Genomic DNA, 20180 nt, shown 5'->3' on the forward strand with positions numbered 1-20180 from the left:
CCTTTTTTATTAAATATAGTGTACTGCCACTTTACCACACTAAACTAAGCAAAATATACCATAATCACACCACAATGTCAAACTCTCGAAGGAATCTGCTATACCGTTTTAAAACGAGAAGTTACTTGTGATAACGTGCTTATTGTTATATAATTATATAAAATAGTATATTGAAAGGAGTATGCTTATGGAAGAAAACACAAATGTTAAAACCGACACATCACCCGAAAATGCTATGACAAATAATATTGAGGTGGAAGAAATGGACGAAAAAACTTCTACAGACCATTTATATGATTTCATAGACAATGACGTTCCATCTTTTGTACGTTTATCTGATAAATACAATGATATCATATCCTCTGCTTCAACCATGCTTTTTGTAGGTATTGCAGGACTCTTATTTATGATATTGGTATTCGCTGAAATCATTCCTCTTCCACTTAGTTCTGAAACAGCCTGGCTGTTTAATACGATTATGGGAGGTGTATTTATTATATTTATCGTTGCAGGCATTGTCTCTTTTATGCATGCAAAACAAGTTAAAATTGATGCTGAAGAGGAAGACAATCTTATCAAAAACATTTTATCATGGGCAGACGAAAATTTAACAATTCAACAAATAGACAATGATTTAGATTTATCCCAGTCAATGGAATTGCTTTATTTTAACCGTGCCGACAAAATAAAAGAAGCGCTTATGCATGAATTTGAAAACGCAGACGAATCCTTAATCTACGAATATACAGAACAAATATATCAAAAACTATATGAGACAGAAGAATAAAATATCTAAATTAGTAAACATCAAAAAATCCCAATGCATGAATAATTGCATTGGGATTTTTTGATGTTTAAATCACTGATTCAAGTCGGGCAAATTAGAAACGTACTCTTTAAATAAATTCCAACTCCCTTTCTTTAAATCAAATATGTCTTCGTTATATTCATTTATAATATTGCCATCAATAAGAAAAACATCTATTCCAAGTTGTCTCGCACACATATCCTCGTGTACGTCATTTCCTACCATCAGGCAATCTTCCGGGTCCTTGTCAATTGCTTTTAATATGTATCTATAATAATTCAAATTCGGTTTTGCATAGCATGAATTTTCATATGTCGTTATCAATCTAAAATCTGAAACATCTACCCCTGTCCATGACAACCGTTCTAAAATGGCAATTTCCGGAAATATAGGATTTGTGGCAACTACAAGCTGATATCCCTTATTTTTTAATATCTCAACACTCTCTGCCACCGTATCGACAGCATGTGTCACATACCTTGCCACTCCAAAATCTTCTTTATAAAATTTTGTGATTTCTTTTTCTAATTTTCTTTTTACTTTTGATTCCATTTTTCCATTGCCATCTGTCATAAAATTCTCAAAAGCTTTCCAGAAACATTCTTCATTTGTGATAAGACCGTCATTTTGAACCATGGCCTTCTCTCCCACCCACAAAGCCGCAATAATTTTTTTTGCATCGTAACCGGCAGTATCGAGCCTGTTGCTTAATAAAAGCATATATGTATCTGTAAATTCCTTCATATCCATTGGAAGCAATGTTCCATCCAAATCAAAAAGTACCGTATTCATTCTTTATCCTATATTATTCTAATAAATTATTCATCCCAGTTATGATATACCTGCTGAACATCTTCATCTTCATCTAATCTGTCAATAATAATGTTCATTTTCTTAATCGCTTCCTCATCCGTCAATGCCACATAATTCTGTGGAATCATTGTCACCTCTGCCTCTGCCATTTTTACACCGGCCTGTTCTAAGGTTTCACGCACATTGCTAAATTCTTCCGGTGCAGTAATAATCTCATAGCTATCTTCTTCATCTGCAAAATCTTCTGCTCCTGCATCAATTGACATCATCATCAGTTCATCGGAATCCATATCACACTCTTCTTTATCTATAATAATCTGACCTTTCTCATCAAACATATATGATACACATCCCTGTGCTCCGACATTTCCGCTTCCCTTTGTAAAACAGTTTCTTACATTCGCAGCTGTCCTATTTCTGTTGTCTGTAAGAGCATCTACAATAATCGCAATGCCGTTTGGCCCATAGCCCTCATATCTTACTGTCTCATAATTAATGGCACTCGCATTCCCTGCTGCCTTTTTAATGCCCCTTTCAATGGTATCATTTGGCATATTGTTTGCTTTTGCTTTTGCAATAACATCTCTCAATTTACTGTTGTTATTTGGGTCTGCTCCACCCTCTTTTACTGCAACTGCAATTTCCTTACCTATTATCGTAAACATTTTGCCTTTCGCAGCATCATTTTTTTCTTTCTTATGTTTAATATTCGCAAATTTTGAATGTCCTGACATAATTACCCTCTCTTCCGTAATCGCTTTATTTTTCTTTTATCTTTTAATCCAATAGAAAGTTTATCATTTTCTATTTTAATAGTCAACTTGCCCTATTCGCTTTTCTTTATGTATCAAGTTCCAGACTAACAAGCAATGCTGAATTTACTGTTTTCAAAATATCATTGTCCAAATGACAGACCTTATCTTTCAATCTTTTTTTGTCAATTGTTCTAAGCTGTTCAAGTAATATTACTGAATCTTTTACTATATCGCAATTTTCTTTATTTATTTTAACATGTGTCGGCAATTTTGCTTTCGTCATGCGTGAAGTTATTGCTGCAACAATAACTGTGGGACTATGCCTGTTCCCCGTATCATTTTGAATAATTAGCACTGGTCTGATTCCTCCCTGTTCAGAGCCAATCACAGGTCTCAAATCAGCATAAAATATGTCTCCTCTTCTGATTACCATTTTTCACACTCCAAATTAACTCATCTCTTTTCTTATTAGTTATAGTATTCCACTTTTTGGAATGTGTATTCAAAATATTATTTAAAATTCTATATTATAGTCATCATCATAGTAATCTTTTGTTCCAACAACCTTTCCATCTTTTAAGTAAACTCTTGGAACACGCTTTCCTAAATCGCAGACAAACTCATAATTAAATGTTCCTGCAAGTACCGATAAATCGTCTATTTTTATTTCCTCATTGCCATCCTTTCCTGCAAGAGTAACTAAGTCTCCAACTTTAACATTCATACCAGTTACATCCACCATAAACTGGTCCATACACACCCTGCCAACAATATTTGCCCTCTCTCCATTTATAAGAACATATCCCTTATTACTGAGATTTCTTGGATATCCGTCTCCATATCCAACCGGAATTGTGGCAATCTTCATAGTATCATCCGCAATGAATGTCTGACCATAACTTATGCCCCTTCCTTTTTCAATCTCCTTTACATGTACAACATGGCTATAAATGGACATTGCCGGACATAATTTCATATTCCCCCTGTCCATTTCATCTGATGGATATAAACCATACATAGATATACCGGCTCTGGAAAGGTTTAAAGATGTCTCCGGCATTTCCATCATTGCAGCACTGTTCGCACACTGATGTATTGGAATCGAAACTCCGTTATTCTCTAATTCACTGACAAAACTGCTAAATTCTTTAAACTGTTTTTGTGTGAAACTTTTATCTCTATAATCTGCCTTAGCAAAATGTGTAAAAATAGACTCTATTTTTATTCCCGGCAATTTTGAAATATGTACAATCTCATCTATCGCTTCTTTTCCCGGAATATAACCGATTCTGCTCATGCCTGTATCTACTGCAATGTTTATCTTTGCTGTCTTGTTCCTTTTTACTGCATGCTCTGATAACCTGCATGCCATCTCTAAAGAAAAAATTGCCGGAAGCATATCCTCATCTATCAGCATGTCATAAGTACATTCTGCGGTATACCCCAGAATATATATGGGTTTATCAATTCCATGCCTTCTCAAATTATGTCCCTCATAGACTGTAGCAACAGCAAAAGCTTCACATACATCATCTAAAGCTTTAGCAATTGGGACAGCTCCATGTCCATAACCATCAGTCTTAATCACAGCTATGATACCCGTTTCTCTGTTTAATCTCTTCTTCATTGTATCAATGTTTTTATAAATACAATCTAAATCGACTGTCGCATAACATCTAAAGTATTTCTCTATCTCCATAACATCACTTTCCATTAATCTATAATAATATTTTTTAATTCTTCAATTATATCACTTGCCATAAGCCCTGACTTTGAGACCTTTTCTGCCGCCCTGTCTCCTGCCAAACCATGTACATACGGTGCAATGAAAGATACTTTATTAAAGTCTGTTCCAACCCCTATCAATCCCGCAATCATTCCTGTAAGAACATCACCGCTTCCGGCTGTTGCCATCCCACTATTTCCTGTAAGGTTAATGTAAACCTGTCCTTCAGTGGCAATAACTGTTCTGGCATCTTTTAATATAATATTTACACCATATTTATAATTTGCATCTTTTGCATATTGTATCAAATGCTTAGCAATATCCTTCACCGGTTTATGAATAAACCGTCCCATCTCTCCAAGATGTGGTGTTAATATCAATTTCTTGTGAAGCTTCTTTTTGATTCTTTCATCATCGGCTACATTATTGATTCCATCTGCATCAATAACGGCCTGTATTCCAGACTCGATTACCTTTTCCACAATCATTTTCTGCACGGTTCCAATTCCAAGTCCCGGTCCAACAGCCACTACATCACACCATTTTAAACAGGATTCCAATATTTTAAAATCAAATTTTTCTGTATTATAAGTATTTATCATGGCCTCAGGCAATAATCTTCCAATAATTTCCCTATTATTTTCATGGGTAAATACTCTTACCAAACCCGCACCTGCCCGAAAAGCAGCTTTTGCACACAACACAGCTGCTCCGGAAATATCTTTGCTGCCCGCTATAATCAGTATTTTCCCATATGTCCCCTTATTAGAATAATTTGCTCTTTTGGGAATCCACGACAAATCCTCTCCCGTCGCATACTTTACCCGATTTATCTGCAAGTCATATGCTCTTTCAGGAAAGCCTATGTCACTAACTGTAACCTCACCACAATATTCTGCTCCCGGATATAATACCGTTCCCACCTTATGACTTCCAAATGTCACTGTATAGTTTGCTTTCACAGCTTTTCCCATCACTTCGGCAGTATCTGCATTAATTCCTGATGGTATATCTACGGCATAAATAATGTTTTTCATTTTATTTACCTCATCAATCAGTTCGGCAAATTTTCCGCTCACTTCTCTGGATAATCCTACTCCAAAAATCGCATCGACCACAATATCCGCATCAATCAGGCTGTCTGTCACCTCAATACCAAGATTTTTTACGATATCCATCTGTAATTTAAACTCATCTGTTGCTTTTTCTATGTCTCCCAGAACAAAAATGCAGATGCTATGCCCTAAAAGATATAGCATCCTTCCTATGGCAAGACCATCTGCACCATTATTTCCAATACCTGCAATGACCTGTATTGTTTTTACTTTCTTATATTTATACTCATTTTTCTCAATTAAATTTGCAACACTTAAAGCCGCTCTTTCCATCAAAACAACCGAAGGGATTCCAATTTCATTGATTGTATACGAATCCACTTTTTTCATATCTGTTCCCGTAACAATATTTTTCATAAGTCACTCCTGTACTTTTGCAAAACACATTAAATGCTGTTTTTTTCCGATAATCTATATGTCAGTTTCATAAGACTCTCTGATAAATGCACATTTTCTACAATAATATCACTCGAAACTCCAAGGTCTGTATGCGCAAAATTCCAAAATGCTTTTACGCCGCACGCTGCCAGGTTTTCCGCCACTTTTTTTGCCGGCTCCTTTGGTAATGTCAGAGCCACGATTTCTACATTGTTTTCCTTTACAAAGTCATATAACTTTTCTATATCTAAGATTTCTCCACCCGCTGTCTGTTTTCCTATCAGCTCAGGATTTTTATCAAATAATGCTATAATCTCAAATCCTCTGTTTTTGAAATTTCCATAATTTGCAATTGCCTGCCCCAAATTGCCTGCGCCCACAATAACCATTCTATGGGTTACACCAAGACCTAATAACTTTCCAATTTCTTCATAGAGATATTGAACATTATAACCATATCCCTGCTGTCCAAAACCTCCAAAGTTATTCAAATCCTGACGTATCTGAGATGCAGTCACATTCATTCGCCGGCTCAGTTCTTTTGATGAAATTCGTTCAATCTTTTCCTGTCTCAATTCATCTAAATATCTATAATATCTTGGCAGTCTTGAAATAACAGCCTTTGAAATTTTGTTCATTGTTAACTCCTCGAATCCTTTATTATAGTTAATTATAAGTATATCAACAAACATTGTCAAATATTTATCATTCTATTTTGTTTCATATTTTTCTAATTTATGATAGACTATTTTGCAGGAAAAAATAATGATTTCAGGAGAAAACAAATGATATTATCATGTAATCACATATACAAATCATACGGTGTAGAAGAAATCCTCCACGACTGTTCTTTTTTTGTCAATGACAATGAAAAGGCTGCCATCGTTGGAAATAATGGCGCCGGAAAATCTACCATAATGAAAATAATTATGGGAGAACTCAAAGCAGACGACGGTACTGTCACTGTCGGAAAAGATAAAACTATCGGCTATCTGGCACAGTATCAGGATTTGAGTTCACACAATACGATATACGACGAAGTCAAATCCGTAAAACAGAATCTTATCACTATGGAACAGCGGCTCATGGAATATGAAAAAGAAATGGCAAATGTTTCAGGAGATGAATTACACAAATTGATGGAAACCTATACCAATCTTGAACACCGTTTCCAAATGCTAGACGGATACTCTTACAAAAGTGAAATTGAAGGAGTTATCAAAGGTCTTGGATTTACGGCAGAGGATTTTAATAAGCAGGTCGGAACTTTATCCGGTGGGCAGAAAACCCGCGTAGCATTGTGTAAACTTTTATTGGAAAAACCCGATATTATTATGCTGGATGAACCTACCAACCACTTAGACTTAAATTCTATCAAATGGCTGGAGACATATCTTTTAAATTATAATGGAGCCGTTTTAATCATAGCTCATGACAGATATTTTTTGGATAAGATCGTGACGAAAGTTATTGAAATCGAAAATCACAAATGTTATGTATACGATGGAAATTATTCACAATTTGCCATTAAGAAAAAGAAAATGCGTGAAGCACAGATGAATCTTTATTTAAAGCAACAAAGTGAAATCAAGCATCAGGAAGAGGTAATTGCAAGGCTTCGTTCTTATAAACAGGAAAAATTTTATAAACGTGCCGAGAGCAGAGAGAAAGCATTAGGCAAAATGGAAATCCTCGATAAGCCTTCTGATTTTACTGAGAGTATGACCATTATTCTAGAACCGGATATTATCAGCGGAAATGATGTACTATCCGTTGAAAATTTAGGAAAGTCTTACAACACCCTGCTTTTTCAGGGGCTCAATTTTGAGATTAAGCGCGGGGAACATGTTGCACTTATCGGAGATAATGGAACCGGAAAAACCACTATTTTAAAAATTATTAATAACCTGATAGATGCAGACTTCGGAACTGTTAAGCTGGGAACAAATGTCCATATTGGATATTACGACCAGGAACATCATAATCTTTCCGATGATAATACTCTATTTGAAGAAATTGCAGATGCATATCCTGATATGACAAACACAAAAATCAGAAATACACTTGCAGCCTTTATGTTCACAGGTGACGATGTATTTAAGAGAGTAGCCGACTTAAGCGGTGGCGAAAAGGGACGTTTATCTCTTGCAAAACTGATGTTATCAGAAGCCAATCTAATTATATTAGATGAGCCTACCAATCACTTGGATATGGTTTCAAAAGAAATCTTAGAAAATGCTATCAACAATTACACCGGAACTGTTTTTTATGTTTCACACGACAGATATTTTATTAACCAGACTGCAAGTCGCATCTTAGAACTTACAAACACAAAATTAATTAATTACCTGGGAAATTATGATTATTATGAGGAAAAACGCGAACAGTTAACTGCTACTTATGCCCCTGAAATAGCCAAAAAGCAGGAAAATAAAACTGTTTCAAGTAATAAACAGGATTATTTAGAAAGGAAGGCGGAAGCCGCAAGGATAAGAAAATTGAAAAACGATATTTCAAAAGTGGAAGAAAAAATCAAGAAATATGAAGACCGTTTAAATGAATTAGATGAGATGCTTGAAAATCCGGAAATATCTACAAACTCTGCAAAATTAAACGAGATAAGCAAAGAACAAAATGAAATTAGTGAAAAATTAGACCAATTAATGATTGAATGGGAAGAATTATCCGACCAATTATAATTCAATTACAATTTGGGGTTATTTATTGTATTTTCCCCTAATTTATTTTATACTATATACATCTATTTTTTACGGTTAAGGAGACATCATTATGGAAAATAAAAAAGTTGTGGTTGCTCTTGGAAGAAATGCTTTCAGTGAGTCATTTCCAAAGCAGCAGGAACGTGTAAAACAGGCAGCAAAAGCCATTGCAGACTTAGTGGAAGAAAAATATGAAGTTATCATTACTCACAGCAACGGACCACAGGTTGGCATGATTCAGACAGCTATGACAGAATATTCAAGACTGGACGAAGAAAGAACCGTTGCTCCTATGTCGATATGTGGCGCCATGAGCCAGGGATATATCGGTTTTGATTTACAAAACGCTATTAGAACAGAACTTTTATCCCGAGGTATTTATAAACCGGTCAGCACCATTATTACACAAGTAAGAGTTGACCCTTTTGACAGGGCGTTTAATGCTCCTTCTAAGGTTATTGGACGTCTTATGACAAAGGAAGAAGCTGACAATGAAAAGAGAAAAGGAAACTACGTTGAATATGAAGAAGGTGAAGACGGATATCGAAGAATTATAGCCAGTCCAAAGCCTGTAGATATATATGAGATTGATGCCATTAAAACCTTAGTAGACGCACACCAGTTGGTAATTGCTGCGGGCGGCGGTGGAATCCCCGTTCTTGAGCAGCGCACGGGACTAAAAGGCGCCAGTGGTATAATTGAGAAAGATTATACGGCCGCAAAACTTGCAGATATGCTTGATGCCTCTACTCTTATGATTCTTACTTCAAGTGACTATATGTCGATTGAAAAAGACGGTGAAATAACTGAACTGAAAGAACTTTCAACCTCCGAAGCAGAAGCACTGATTGCCGATGGTTACTTTGATAATGCTACTTCTCTTCCAAAAATTGACGCCTCTCTTTCTTTTGTGCTTGCAGGAAAAGAAAGAACAGCTATTATCACAAACTTAGATAAAGCCAAGGATGGCATTCGTGGAAAAATTGGAACCATTATCAAATAAATTACAAATTAGAATATTATACACATAGCTTTACATATTCTCCCCTCGTTCTCATGTTTGAGAGACGAGGGGATTTTGTATCAGCGACAAACACTTACATTATTTGTCCATCTACTATATCCTCGCTTTTTTCTACTCTTTTATAGTCTCCACTACATTCCATGACTCTTGCGTTCACATTATCATACATCAGTCTCTGAAACATATTACGAATTCTGTCTTTTATTTCATAGTCATAAATTGGAACGGCCACCTCCACACGCCTTAAGGTATTTCTTGTCATAAAATCAGCGGATGAAATATATATTTTATCATTTTCCTTATTGCCAAAAATATATATGCGCGAATGTTCCAAATATCGTCCCACGATGCTTCTCACAGAAATATTGTCTGTATATCCTTTTACTCCCGCCACAAGACAACAGATACCACGAATAACCATATCAATTTTCACTCCTGCCATAGAAGCCTCAACCAACTTGTCAATAATTATTTTATCTGTGAGAGAATTCATCTTTAATCCTATGTATCCTCTATCACCATTCCTTACCTTTTGTATCTCCTCATCTATCATCTGAATCACCTTGCTTTGCAAATTTTTAGGAGCAACCAATAAATGATTTGTATCTTCAATAAATTGTTCCATACATATCTTATTAAATGTCTCTGCTACTTCTTTTGCAATATCCTGATTTGCAGTCATCAGTGAAAGGTCTGTATACAATTTTGCGGTTTTTTCATTGTAATTTCCAGTACCGGCTTGTGTTATATATTTAATTTCTCCATTGTCGCTATATGAAATTAAACATATTTTTGAATGTACTTTTGTGAAATCAATTCCATAAATAATACGACAACCTGCTGCCTCCATGCGTCTGGACCATTCAATATTATTCTGTTCATCAAATCTCGCACGGAGTTCTACCATAACTACAACTTCCTTACCGTTTTCAGCAGCCTCAATCAAAGTCTCTACAATCCGCGAATTTTTCGCAACACGGTAAAGTGTCATTTTAATAGATACTACTCTCTTATCATATACAGCTTCCTTCAACAATTTCAAAAACGGATACATACTTTCATACGGATAACTGAGTAATATATCCTTTTGTTCAATAAGTTTTATCATAGATACAGACTCATTTATTCCCTCTGGAATCCTAGGAATATATCTTTTATAGAATAATTTTTTTTTATCCCGAAGCACATCTCCCAATTTAAATACAAATGATAATTCGAGCGGAGACTCGGAATAAAATACCTGTTCCTTCGCCAATTCCAATTCTCTACACAAATACCTGATGACTTTTTCATCTAGCACACGGGAATATTCCATTTTCACAGGGCAGAGTTTTCCACGAACTTTTATCATTTCCTCCATACTTTCCCTGTAACCTGTATTTTCATCACAGAAATCCTCATCAATATCAATATCAGCGTTTCTTATAATTCTAATAAGTGATTTACTCTTTACATGATACTTTTCAAAAATATGCGGCATAAAATGTAAAATCAGTTCCTCCACCAACATATATTTATGATTATCTGAGGGAACTGCTATCAATCTCTCAAATACACCATTACTGCATGGAACAATACATAATTTTTCACTATTTTTCGTTTCTAACAATGCTACTGCATATATTTCCTTATTTTTTAAAAAAGGAAATGGATGTTTTTTACCAATAACCTGTGGCGATAATAATGGTTGAATCGATTGTTTAAAATATTTTTCTAAATAGAGACTGTCCTCTTTCCTTATATCATTAAAATTAATTAATTCAACTCCATATTCGTTGATTTCACTCATTAACTTATGATATATTTTGTCCTTTTGCACCAATATTTTTTTTACCCTGGCCAGTATGCAATACAATTGTTCTCTTGCCGTCAGATTGGTCTTATTATCTCTTTTATTTTTACTAATTAACATCTGGTCATAGAGAGAACCAACTCTCACCATAAAAAACTCATCCAAATTACTTTCAAATATATTTGCAAATGTTAATCTCTCACAAAGCGGTACTGTATCGTCACTTGCCTCTTCTAAAACTCTTTCATTAAATTTGAGCCAGGACAACTCCCTATTATCGTAAAATGGACTCGAACTCCTTATTTTACCTTTTGCCCCTGCATTGTCTCTTTTATCGTATTTCTTTTTCAAGCTTTTCTTTCTCATTTCCGATTTTAACCCAAACTTTCATTTATATGTTATTCGTCACCAAAACAAATTCCTAAAGCCTTTGCCTGTACAATAATCTCATCTTCGTTTCCTACTACTTTTTTCTTTCCTGCAACCTCTTTCAATGGAACATCTTTTATCTTTCCATTCCTTAAGACCGCCACTTTTCCATAATCCTTGTTTACAATCAGTTCCGCAGCTTTTACCCCCAATGTTGAACTTAAGATTCTATCGTATGCACTCGGATTTCCTCCTCTTTGTATATGTCCAATCACTGCACTTCTCACCTCACCATGTACCTTACCTCTTAACTGGTTCTCTAATCGCATTGACGAGGTGGCTGTACTCTGCTCCCTGATTGCTTTTAATTCCTTTTTTGACAATTTACTTTCTTCCTTCGTCTTAACGCCTTCGGCTACTGCAATAATAATCTCTTTTTTTCCATTTTCAATTTTCTTATTCACAAATTTTACTATTTTTTCTACATCATAAGGAATCTCAGGAATTATAATCACGTCACATCCACTCGCAATCCCCGCATTTAGTGTGAGCCATCCTGCTTTATTTCCCATAATTTCCACAACAAAAATGCGTTTATGAGACCTTGCCGTTGTTCTGATATCATCAATATATTTCGCCGCAATATCGATAGCGCTTGCATAGCCAAAGGTCATATCAGTACCATGTATATCGTTATCAATCGTTTTAGGAAGTGTTATTACATTAAGTCCATTCTCCGATAATAAATTAGCTGTCTTATGAGAACCATTTCCTCCCAAAACAACCAGACAGTCTAACTGCATCTTTTTATAATTGTCTATCATAGATTTCACTTTATCTCTTCCCTTATCGTCCGGCTCCTGTATCCATTTAAAAGGCTGTCTGGAAGAACCAAGTATCGTTCCCCCCATATTCAAAATATCTTGAAATTCTTCTGCCTTCATTTTTTTATATTTTCCCTCAATCAGACCTGTATATCCCTCTAAAATTCCAAATATTTCTACCTGTTCTTTAGACATATTGCAAAGTCCTTTTACAAGACCATACATCGCACTATTCAATGCCTGACAATCTCCGCCACTCGTTAAAATTCCAACTTTCACTCTCAATTCCTCCATGTATATGCAATATAGATTTTTTCCAATTATATTTATATTATTTCCCACGAAACCATCATTTCATTACATTTTTATTAAAATATGTAATATAAAAATGGATATTATATGGTCAAACCATATAATATCCATTTAAAACTGCTTCTATATTTCCGTTAACTTATATAAATCATAGTATATTCCATGCTTTTTCATTAAATCACTATGTGTTCCCTGCTCCTCGATTCCCTTTTCTGTCAAAACCAAAATCTTCTCCGCATTTCTTATAGTCGAGAGCCTGTGTGCTATCACCATCGTGGTACGATTCTTTGCCAGTTTTTCCATAGATTCCTGCACAATTTTCTCACTCTCATTATCGAGTGCTGATGTTGCCTCGTCAAAAATCAATATTGGCGGGTTTTTTAAAAATACTCTTGCAATCGACAAACGCTGTTTCTGACCACCGGACAATTTTACTCCACGCTGTCCAATATCTGTATCAAATCCATTAGGAAGAGACATAATAAACTCATATGCGTTTGCCTCCTTTGCCGCATAAATTATCTCTTCTTTTGTGGCGTCAGGACGCCCATATCTTATGTTGTCATAAATAGTTCCCGCAAAAAGGTAAACATCCTGCTGAACAATACCAATATTATCTCTCAAACTTTTTAATTTCATGTCTCTGATATCAATTCCATCAATAGTAATTTGTCCATCTGACACTTCATAAAATCTTGGAATCAGATTACACAATGTTGTTTTTCCAGCGCCTGAAGAACCGACTAAAGCAATATAGGCACCCGCCTCCACATCTAAATTAATATGTTTCAACACCCGGTGCGCATTGTCATTATACCGAAATGATACGTCATGAAATTGAATGTCTCCCCTGACATTTTTAATTTCCACCGCATCTTCACTATCCTGTATTTCCGGCTCCATCGTTAAAATCTGACGAAATCTCTCATAGCCTGAATATCCATTCTGAAACTGTTCTGTAAAATCGATTAAAGTTTTTACAGGGTCCGTAAAAATATTAATGTATAAAAGAAATGTGAGCAAATCTGTTATTCCCACCATGTTTTTTGTAATCATTACGCCACCGGAAATAATAACAATAAGATTAATCATCGTGGTAAATGCCGTCAGCCCCGAATGATAACCGCCCATATACAAATAGCTGTTTTTCTTTGCAGCTAAAAATGCATCATTTCCCACTTTAAATTTTTCATTCTCAATTTTCTCGTTTGCAAAGGACTTTACAACTCTGATTCCGGATAAATTATCTTCTATCTGCTCATTGATTGCAGCAATCTTTACTCTATTCATTTTAAATGCACGTTTCATTTTCTTATTGAAAAAATATGCATAAATAATCATAAATGGAATTAATACAAATGCGGCAATTGCTAACTTTACATTGATTCCCATCAAAATTATAAGTGCACCTGCAATCTTTATAACAGAAATCGTTATATTTTCAGGACCATGATGCAATAACTCTGTAATATCAAACAAATCAGAGGTAATTCTCGACATCAATTGTCCGACTTTTTGGTCATCATAAAACGAAAATGACATTTTTTGAAAGTGTGCAAATATTTCAGCTCGCATATCATATTCAATTTTAGCTCCCATTACATGACCATAATTTGAAATATAATAATTACAATAGCATTGAAAAAGAATAAGAACACCCACTACAATTGCAATCACGGCAAGGTAATATAAAGCTTTATCCTTTTCCATATATATCACTGTAGACGTAACATATCTTACTACCAAAGGAATTACCAGCGCCACAGCCGATGCCATAATTGCAAAAAACATATCCGCAAAAAACACGCTTTTATATGGTTTGTAATAAGATATCATTTTTCTTAAATTTTCTTTCATAAAAACTCCATTGAAAAGGGACCGTCACAAAACGGTCCCACATTGTTCAAAATTTTTTATTTCCATTTCATTGAATAATGACCACTGCTCAAAGAATTTCCTCTAGAAATCTTAACATAATATGTGCCCTTTTTCATTTTTCCATACAAAGGCTTATAAATGGACTGTCCTCCATAAAAATATCCGGAACCGGCAGACCTGCCATTTTTATAGAAAAATTCTATTCTAAGGCTGCCTGTTACTTCTCCTGAAATATCCACCGAAATCTTTTTATTTTTCTTTAACTTGAACTTATACCAATCTGCTGTTTTGCTTCCCGGAAGAATTGTTCCTTTTACCTTCTTCTTTGCTTTGATTGTAACAGCTTTTTTCTTCTTAGCGCCGCTTTTTTCTTTAATTGCAGTATTTTTGACCGAAATACTCTGTGTTTTTCCATTGTTAATCCCATTAGAAGTGATACAGAAATAATAACTTGTTCCCTTTTTCACTGCAAAAGTTACTTTATTTACGCTTGGAAATACTGTTACCTGATTAGAAAGCGCTTTCTTCTTTGAATTCATCAACGTCACATATGTAGAATAATTATATGAAAACGAAAGAGTTACTTTTCCGGTTTTTTCAGCCTTATACTTGAAGTAATATGGTGTAGAACCACTCTTTCTATAATAATTAATTGTCTGACCTGATTTGATAGTCTTATCTGCATCTGTATACTCAGAAACAGATACTGACAAACTATTGGTAAATTCTGACGTTTGATAGCTGTATTGATAGCTGTAGAATTTCAAATAGTATGTTCCCGCATTGTTGACTGTGACAAATGCTTCTTCTGAATTGCTTCCAACCTGTGTTACAGCAGAAAAATATAATCTATTAGTACATGCTGCATCTGTATATACATATCCATTAATATCTTTTTGTAACTTTGTATAGTCAATTCTAAGCTTAACTGTCCCTGGCGCACTCACTTTCAATGGTATGATAACTCCACATTCACTACCGGACAAGACAGATTTATCTGTATATGTATAACTCCTTGTCACTGCACTTTCATTTCCAAAATACTTTGTTGGAACAGTGATTGTCTGTTCTGCTGCTGATACGATAACTCCCATTGCAAGAATCATAACAAAAACTGCTCCGATACTCACAACTGATTTTAATAATTTCTTCATGAATTTTACCTCTCTCTATTTTGACAGCCAAAAAAACTACACTGTCATTAGTAATAATATTTTACACGAATTACATGAGACTTTCAAGTGTTTTTCTGATTGCCAAAATGAAATCCTGTGTATTTAATTTCTTTTTATTTTCTAATGTTGAGATAAGATATAAATCTCCCGTCATCTCTCCATTTTCGATTGTATCAATACAAGCTTTCTCTAGTTTGTCCGCAAATGCCATAAGCTCTGGAAGGTTGTCTAATTCTCCTCTCTTTCTTAAAGCTCCGGTCCATGCGAAAATCGTAGCAATAGGATTTGTCGATGTTTCCTCTCCCTTAAGATGCTTGTAATAATGTCTCTGAACTGTACCATGTGCTGCCTCATATTCATAGTATCCATTTGGAGATGCAAGTACAGATGTCATCATAGAAAGGGAACCAAATGCTGTGGCAACCATATCTGACATTACATCACCATCATAATTCTTACATGCCCAAATATAACCACCTTCTGAACGCATTACTCTTGCGACTGCATCATCAATTAGAGTATAGAAATATTCAATTCCTGCAGCTTCAAATTTTTCCTTATATTCAGCCTCATATATATCAGCAAAAATATCTTTAAATGTGTGGTCATATTTTTTAGAAATTGTATCTTTTGTGGCAAACCATAAATCCTGTTTTGTATCAAGAGCAAAATTAAAACAACTTCTGGCAAAACTCTCAATAGAACCGTTTAGGTTGTGCATACCCTGAATAATTCCGGCATCATCAAACTCGTGTATTAATTCTCTTACTTCTTTTCCCGCCTCGTCTGTATATACCAATTCTGCTTTTCCGGCAGCCGGGATTTTCATTTCTGTTCCCTTATAGACATCTCCATACGCATGTCTTGCAATTGTAATAGGCTTTGTCCAATTCTTTACATATGGTTCAATTCCTTTCACTATGATAGGTGCCCGAAATACTGTACCGTCAAGAATTGCTCTTATGGTTCCATTTGGACTTTTCCACATTTCCTTTAAATTATATTCCGGCATTCTCGCTGCATTCGGGGTTATGGTAGCACATTTTACGGCAACACCATATTTCTTTGTTGCCTCCGCCGAATCAAATGTGACCCTGTCATTTGTCTCATTTCTGTAATCCAGTCCTAAATCATAATATTCTGTCTTTAAATCTACAAATGGTAATAACAATTCATCTTTGATAAGCTTCCAGAGAATCCTTGTCATCTCATCTCCATCCATTTCCACAAGTGGAGTCGTCATTTTAATCTTTTCCATTTTTGTTCCCTCCTAAGTTTGTTTCTCGTAGTATCCTTGTAGATTATATCGAAATTAGCCAATAATGTAAATAAAATGATTTTATTTTTTTCAATTCCCACTCAGACCAAACATTTTTTCAGGGTTTATTCTTCCCCATCCCTGCCTGTTTTTATCTAGTTTTAAATCAATTGCCGTATCTCTTATCATCTTTTTACACTCTACGTTCGTCAAATTATATTGAGACAGCATTAAACAGACAATTCCTGTAACAACCGGAGTCGCCATAGAAGTTCCGCTTTTTGAAACGTAAAAATATTTCCTTTCCCATAAATTGCAACAACTAAAAATATCATTTGCAGGCGCAACTATATCCGGCTTTTGTATGCATTGTTTTGTAGGACCTCTTCCTGAATAATTTTTTGTCATTTTACCGTTTACTATAGTTTTAATATTATCATTTTCCGCTCCGACCGTAATTATCTTTCTGCTGTCTCCCGGTGTTGATACCGAACTCGCTCCGGGACCATTATTACCCGCAGCAGCAATTACAACATATCCCAAATCCCAAAGTAATTCCACTGCATCAATCAACTGATTATTTTCTTCCATTGTTTTTGAAGTTGTTCCAAAAGATATATTGACTGCTTTTATATTATATTTTTTTCCATTATCTATAATCCATCTTATTCCTTCGATGACATCTCTTTCTTTTCCTCTTCCATGCTTATCTAATACTTTTAAGGACACAATATCGACTTCAGGTGCAATGCCACACATAAGTCCCCTCGATAATTTTCCATTACCACCTATAATCCCTGCAACATGCGTTCCATGACCCTCGTCATCGTAATTATCATTTCTATCATTTACAAAATCTTTAAACGCAACAATCTGATTTTTCAAATCCGGATGTGAAGCAATTCCTGAGTCAAGGATTGCCACACATACTCCTTTTCCCGTAATACCTTTTCTATGAATTTCGTTTATCCCCAATACATTTTTTACTTTTCGCATACTGCCTCCTAATATGAACACATAACAAAAACTTATCTCATATCCAATCATGAATAATTTAGTATATGAATTACTATTACTATATGTTTTGAATTTCAAATGTCCATTTGTAAATTTCACTTTTTACACACTTTTCTTATAAATTTTTAAATCTTTAGGAAACAAGACATGCTAATCGACATATTCTTTAGTGTAAACAATTTTTAGGGAGAATTAAAATGAGTGATTTAGCAGCAACAAACTGTGGATGCGGTTGTGACGGAGGAAACAACAACAACTGTTTATTCCTTATCCTTATCCTTATATTCTGTGGCGGATGTGGAAACGGATGCGGAGGCAATGGTATTTTCGGAGGAAACGACTGCTGTTCTAGCATCATCTGGTTATTCTTAATTCTTAGCTGCTGTGGATGTGGAAACGGCACATCAATCTTTGGCGGTAACGGAAACGGTTGTGGTTGCGGCTGCTAGTTGATAACACTGATTTTTACGAATATGATTTCGAGTGTTTGATAACGAATGCCTTATATGAGCATTATACAGGTAATTTAAATTTTTTTATTTTACTTGTGAGCTTAAGCATGTAAGTTTATAAAACAGCATAAACTTTATTAACCGCAAACGCAATTTTGCAAATGGAGGATTACAGCCTAATGGGAAATGAACAATTAAAACAGACAAAATTTGATTCCATTGTTACTAACCGCACCATGCAGTTAGTAAAGGCTGTAATTCCTTACATTGACAACCATATCGGTACTATCATAGGTATGTTTATTAAATTTCAGGAATTGCAGAATGCCGCACGAATTAATAATAATGTCTCTATTGCAGCATTAAATTCTGACAAGCACAAAGGCATGGAAAGCATGCTTGAAGATATCAGGGATTTTTTAAGTGATGAGGACAGAGAAAATATTGATAACATGATGGAAATGATGGAAATGTTCAAAATGATGAATATGGATGAAAACGCAATGAATGAATTTATGGGCAGCTTTATGGGAGGAGATTTTGGCGGAATGAATAATGAATAATTTTTTAGGAGGAACTATGGCAAACAATAAGTGGATGGATGACCCTATCTTAGAAGGTATTTCAAACGAAAAATTAGAAATGTTGACAAAAATAATAGAAGGTGCAAAAGGGATGGAACCCAAGCAAATGCTTACATATTTTATACAACAGTCTAATACAGCCGGAAAGCAGGGAATCAATTTTACAAATGCGGAAACAGATTTGATTTTAAATGTTTTGAAGGAAGATATGTCACCGGAAGAAATAAAACGAATTGATATGGTAAAAAAAATTGTATCAATGGTCGGCAAGAACAAAGGGAAGGCACATTAACGTGCTTTCCCTTTTCATATAATTTATTTAACAACTAAATTTATAATTCTTCCAGGTACATAAATTTCTTTTACGATACTTCCTGAAATTTTATCGGCAATTGCTTCTTTTCCCTGAGCAATCGCATCTTCTTTAGAAATATCAGCAGGTACACTGATTACAACTTTTGTCTTTCCATTCACCTGTACAGGAACCTGAATCTCATCATCCTTCATAAGTTCCTCATCAGCTGCAGGCCACTGATTGTTCTCAAATACACTGCCTGTCTTTCCAAGCATTTCCCAAAGTTCTTCAGCAATATGTGGTGCAAATGGAGCAAGTAATGTCGTAAATACTTCAATTGTCTCTCTATCAACCCCACCTTCTTTTTTAGCAATCTCATTGAATTTATTATTAAATTCCATAAATCCTGAAACAACTGTATTTAAGCTAAAATCCTCAAGACGTCTGGTAATTGTATAAATCATCTGATGACGTAATTTTATCATTTCCTTTGTCGGAGCAACATTTTTTTCAATACTCTCTACTGCCAACTTCCAGAATTTTGTAATAAATCTGTATACACCATCAATTCCTCTCTCATCCCACTCGGAATCCAATTCCGGTGGTCCAACGAACATTTCATAAAGTCTCAGAGAATCACATCCGTAATCTCTTACCAAATCATCCGGTGAAACTACATTACCTTTTGACTTGCTCATCTTAATACCATTTTTACCCGTTATCATACCCTGATTAAACAGTTTCTTAAATGGTTCTTCAAAGTCCACAACACCAATATCATATAAGAACTTTGTATAAAATCTTGAATATAACAAATGTAGTACCGAGATCGGAAGAGCGTCGTGTAGGGAAAGAGTGTAGATCTCGGTGGTCGCCGTATCATTA

Annotated in this window: 18 protein-coding genes; 6 read left to right on the top strand and 12 right to left on the bottom strand. The window is 35.0% G+C overall.

Annotated features, from left to right (window positions below; translation table 11 throughout):
- Window positions 1-187: 187 nt before the first annotated feature.
- Window positions 188-787, top strand: coding sequence for a hypothetical protein (locus Q5O86_RS00360; RefSeq protein ID WP_302625169.1), 600 nt, complete (start codon window positions 188-190; stop codon window positions 785-787).
- A gap of 72 nt (window positions 788-859) precedes the next feature.
- Here the strand turns inward: Q5O86_RS00360 and Q5O86_RS00365 are convergent, their stop codons facing one another.
- The 6 genes from Q5O86_RS00365 to Q5O86_RS00390 form a co-directional block, all read right to left on the bottom strand.
- Window positions 860-1600 (bottom strand): HAD family hydrolase, encoded by a 741-nt coding sequence (locus Q5O86_RS00365; RefSeq protein ID WP_302625170.1) that lies wholly within the window; start codon window positions 1598-1600, stop codon window positions 860-862.
- A gap of 26 nt (window positions 1601-1626) precedes the next feature.
- Entirely contained in the window at window positions 1627-2355 is a 729-nt protein-coding gene (locus Q5O86_RS00370; RefSeq protein ID WP_302625171.1) for a YebC/PmpR family DNA-binding transcriptional regulator, read from the bottom strand.
- Between the two features lie 106 nt (window positions 2356-2461).
- Window positions 2462-2809: a type II toxin-antitoxin system PemK/MazF family toxin gene (locus Q5O86_RS00375; RefSeq protein WP_302625172.1), complete on the bottom strand. Its 348-nt coding sequence runs from the start codon at window positions 2807-2809 to the stop codon at window positions 2462-2464.
- An 81-nt stretch (window positions 2810-2890) separates the two neighbouring features.
- Complete coding sequence (gene alr, locus Q5O86_RS00380) at window positions 2891-4075, bottom strand: alanine racemase (protein WP_368074709.1); 1185 nt, start codon at window positions 4073-4075, stop codon at window positions 2891-2893.
- A gap of 14 nt (window positions 4076-4089) precedes the next feature.
- Window positions 4090-5574, bottom strand: a complete 1485-nt coding sequence (locus tag Q5O86_RS00385; protein ID WP_302625173.1) for an NAD(P)H-hydrate dehydratase — start codon at window positions 5572-5574, stop codon at window positions 4090-4092.
- Between the two features lie 29 nt (window positions 5575-5603).
- Window positions 5604-6233, bottom strand: coding sequence for a redox-sensing transcriptional repressor Rex (locus Q5O86_RS00390; RefSeq protein WP_302625174.1), 630 nt, complete (start codon window positions 6231-6233; stop codon window positions 5604-5606).
- A gap of 147 nt (window positions 6234-6380) precedes the next feature.
- Here Q5O86_RS00390 and Q5O86_RS00395 point away from each other — a divergent pair, with 147 nt between their 5' ends.
- On the top strand, window positions 6381-8294 hold the full coding sequence (locus tag Q5O86_RS00395; RefSeq protein WP_302625175.1) for an ABC-F family ATP-binding cassette domain-containing protein: 1914 nt from the start codon (window positions 6381-6383) through the stop codon (window positions 8292-8294).
- Between the two features lie 91 nt (window positions 8295-8385).
- Window positions 8386-9318, top strand: coding sequence for a carbamate kinase (gene arcC / locus Q5O86_RS00400; protein ID WP_302625176.1), 933 nt, complete (start codon window positions 8386-8388; stop codon window positions 9316-9318).
- 94 nt (window positions 9319-9412) lie between these two features.
- Here the strand turns inward: arcC and ppk1 are convergent, their stop codons facing one another.
- The 6 genes from ppk1 to Q5O86_RS00430 form a co-directional block, all read right to left on the bottom strand.
- Window positions 9413-11497: a polyphosphate kinase 1 gene (gene ppk1 / locus Q5O86_RS00405; RefSeq protein ID WP_302625177.1), complete on the bottom strand. Its 2085-nt coding sequence runs from the start codon at window positions 11495-11497 to the stop codon at window positions 9413-9415.
- Between the two features lie 32 nt (window positions 11498-11529).
- On the bottom strand, window positions 11530-12603 hold the full coding sequence (locus tag Q5O86_RS00410) for a 6-phosphofructokinase (protein WP_302625178.1): 1074 nt from the start codon (window positions 12601-12603) through the stop codon (window positions 11530-11532).
- Between the two features lie 156 nt (window positions 12604-12759).
- A complete protein-coding gene (locus Q5O86_RS00415; protein ID WP_302625179.1) occupies window positions 12760-14493 on the bottom strand; it encodes an ABC transporter ATP-binding protein in 1734 nt (577 codons plus the stop codon).
- A gap of 56 nt (window positions 14494-14549) precedes the next feature.
- A complete protein-coding gene (locus Q5O86_RS00420) occupies window positions 14550-15668 on the bottom strand; it encodes a hypothetical protein (RefSeq protein ID WP_302625180.1) in 1119 nt (372 codons plus the stop codon).
- Window positions 15669-15738: 70 nt separating this feature from the next.
- Window positions 15739-16947, bottom strand: a complete 1209-nt coding sequence (locus tag Q5O86_RS00425) for an NADP-dependent isocitrate dehydrogenase (RefSeq protein WP_302625181.1) — start codon at window positions 16945-16947, stop codon at window positions 15739-15741.
- A gap of 90 nt (window positions 16948-17037) precedes the next feature.
- Complete coding sequence (locus tag Q5O86_RS00430; RefSeq protein ID WP_302625182.1) at window positions 17038-17943, bottom strand: S8 family peptidase; 906 nt, start codon at window positions 17941-17943, stop codon at window positions 17038-17040.
- 218 nt (window positions 17944-18161) lie between these two features.
- Between Q5O86_RS00430 and Q5O86_RS00435 the strand changes: the two genes are divergently transcribed.
- From Q5O86_RS00435 to Q5O86_RS00445, 3 genes are all read left to right on the top strand, one after another.
- Complete coding sequence (locus Q5O86_RS00435; protein ID WP_302625183.1) at window positions 18162-18413, top strand: chorion class high-cysteine HCB protein 13; 252 nt, start codon at window positions 18162-18164, stop codon at window positions 18411-18413.
- 182 nt (window positions 18414-18595) lie between these two features.
- Entirely contained in the window at window positions 18596-18979 is a 384-nt protein-coding gene (locus tag Q5O86_RS00440) for a hypothetical protein (protein ID WP_302625184.1), read from the top strand.
- A 16-nt stretch (window positions 18980-18995) separates the two neighbouring features.
- The gene (locus Q5O86_RS00445) at window positions 18996-19292 is read left to right on the top strand and encodes a hypothetical protein (protein ID WP_302625185.1); all 297 of its coding nucleotides are present in this window, start codon (window positions 18996-18998) and stop codon (window positions 19290-19292) included.
- Window positions 19293-20180 lie beyond the last annotated feature (888 nt).

It is taken from the genome of uncultured Eubacterium sp. (assembly GCF_937958975.1).
Lineage (GTDB): Bacteria > Bacillota > Clostridia > Lachnospirales > Lachnospiraceae > Eubacterium_G.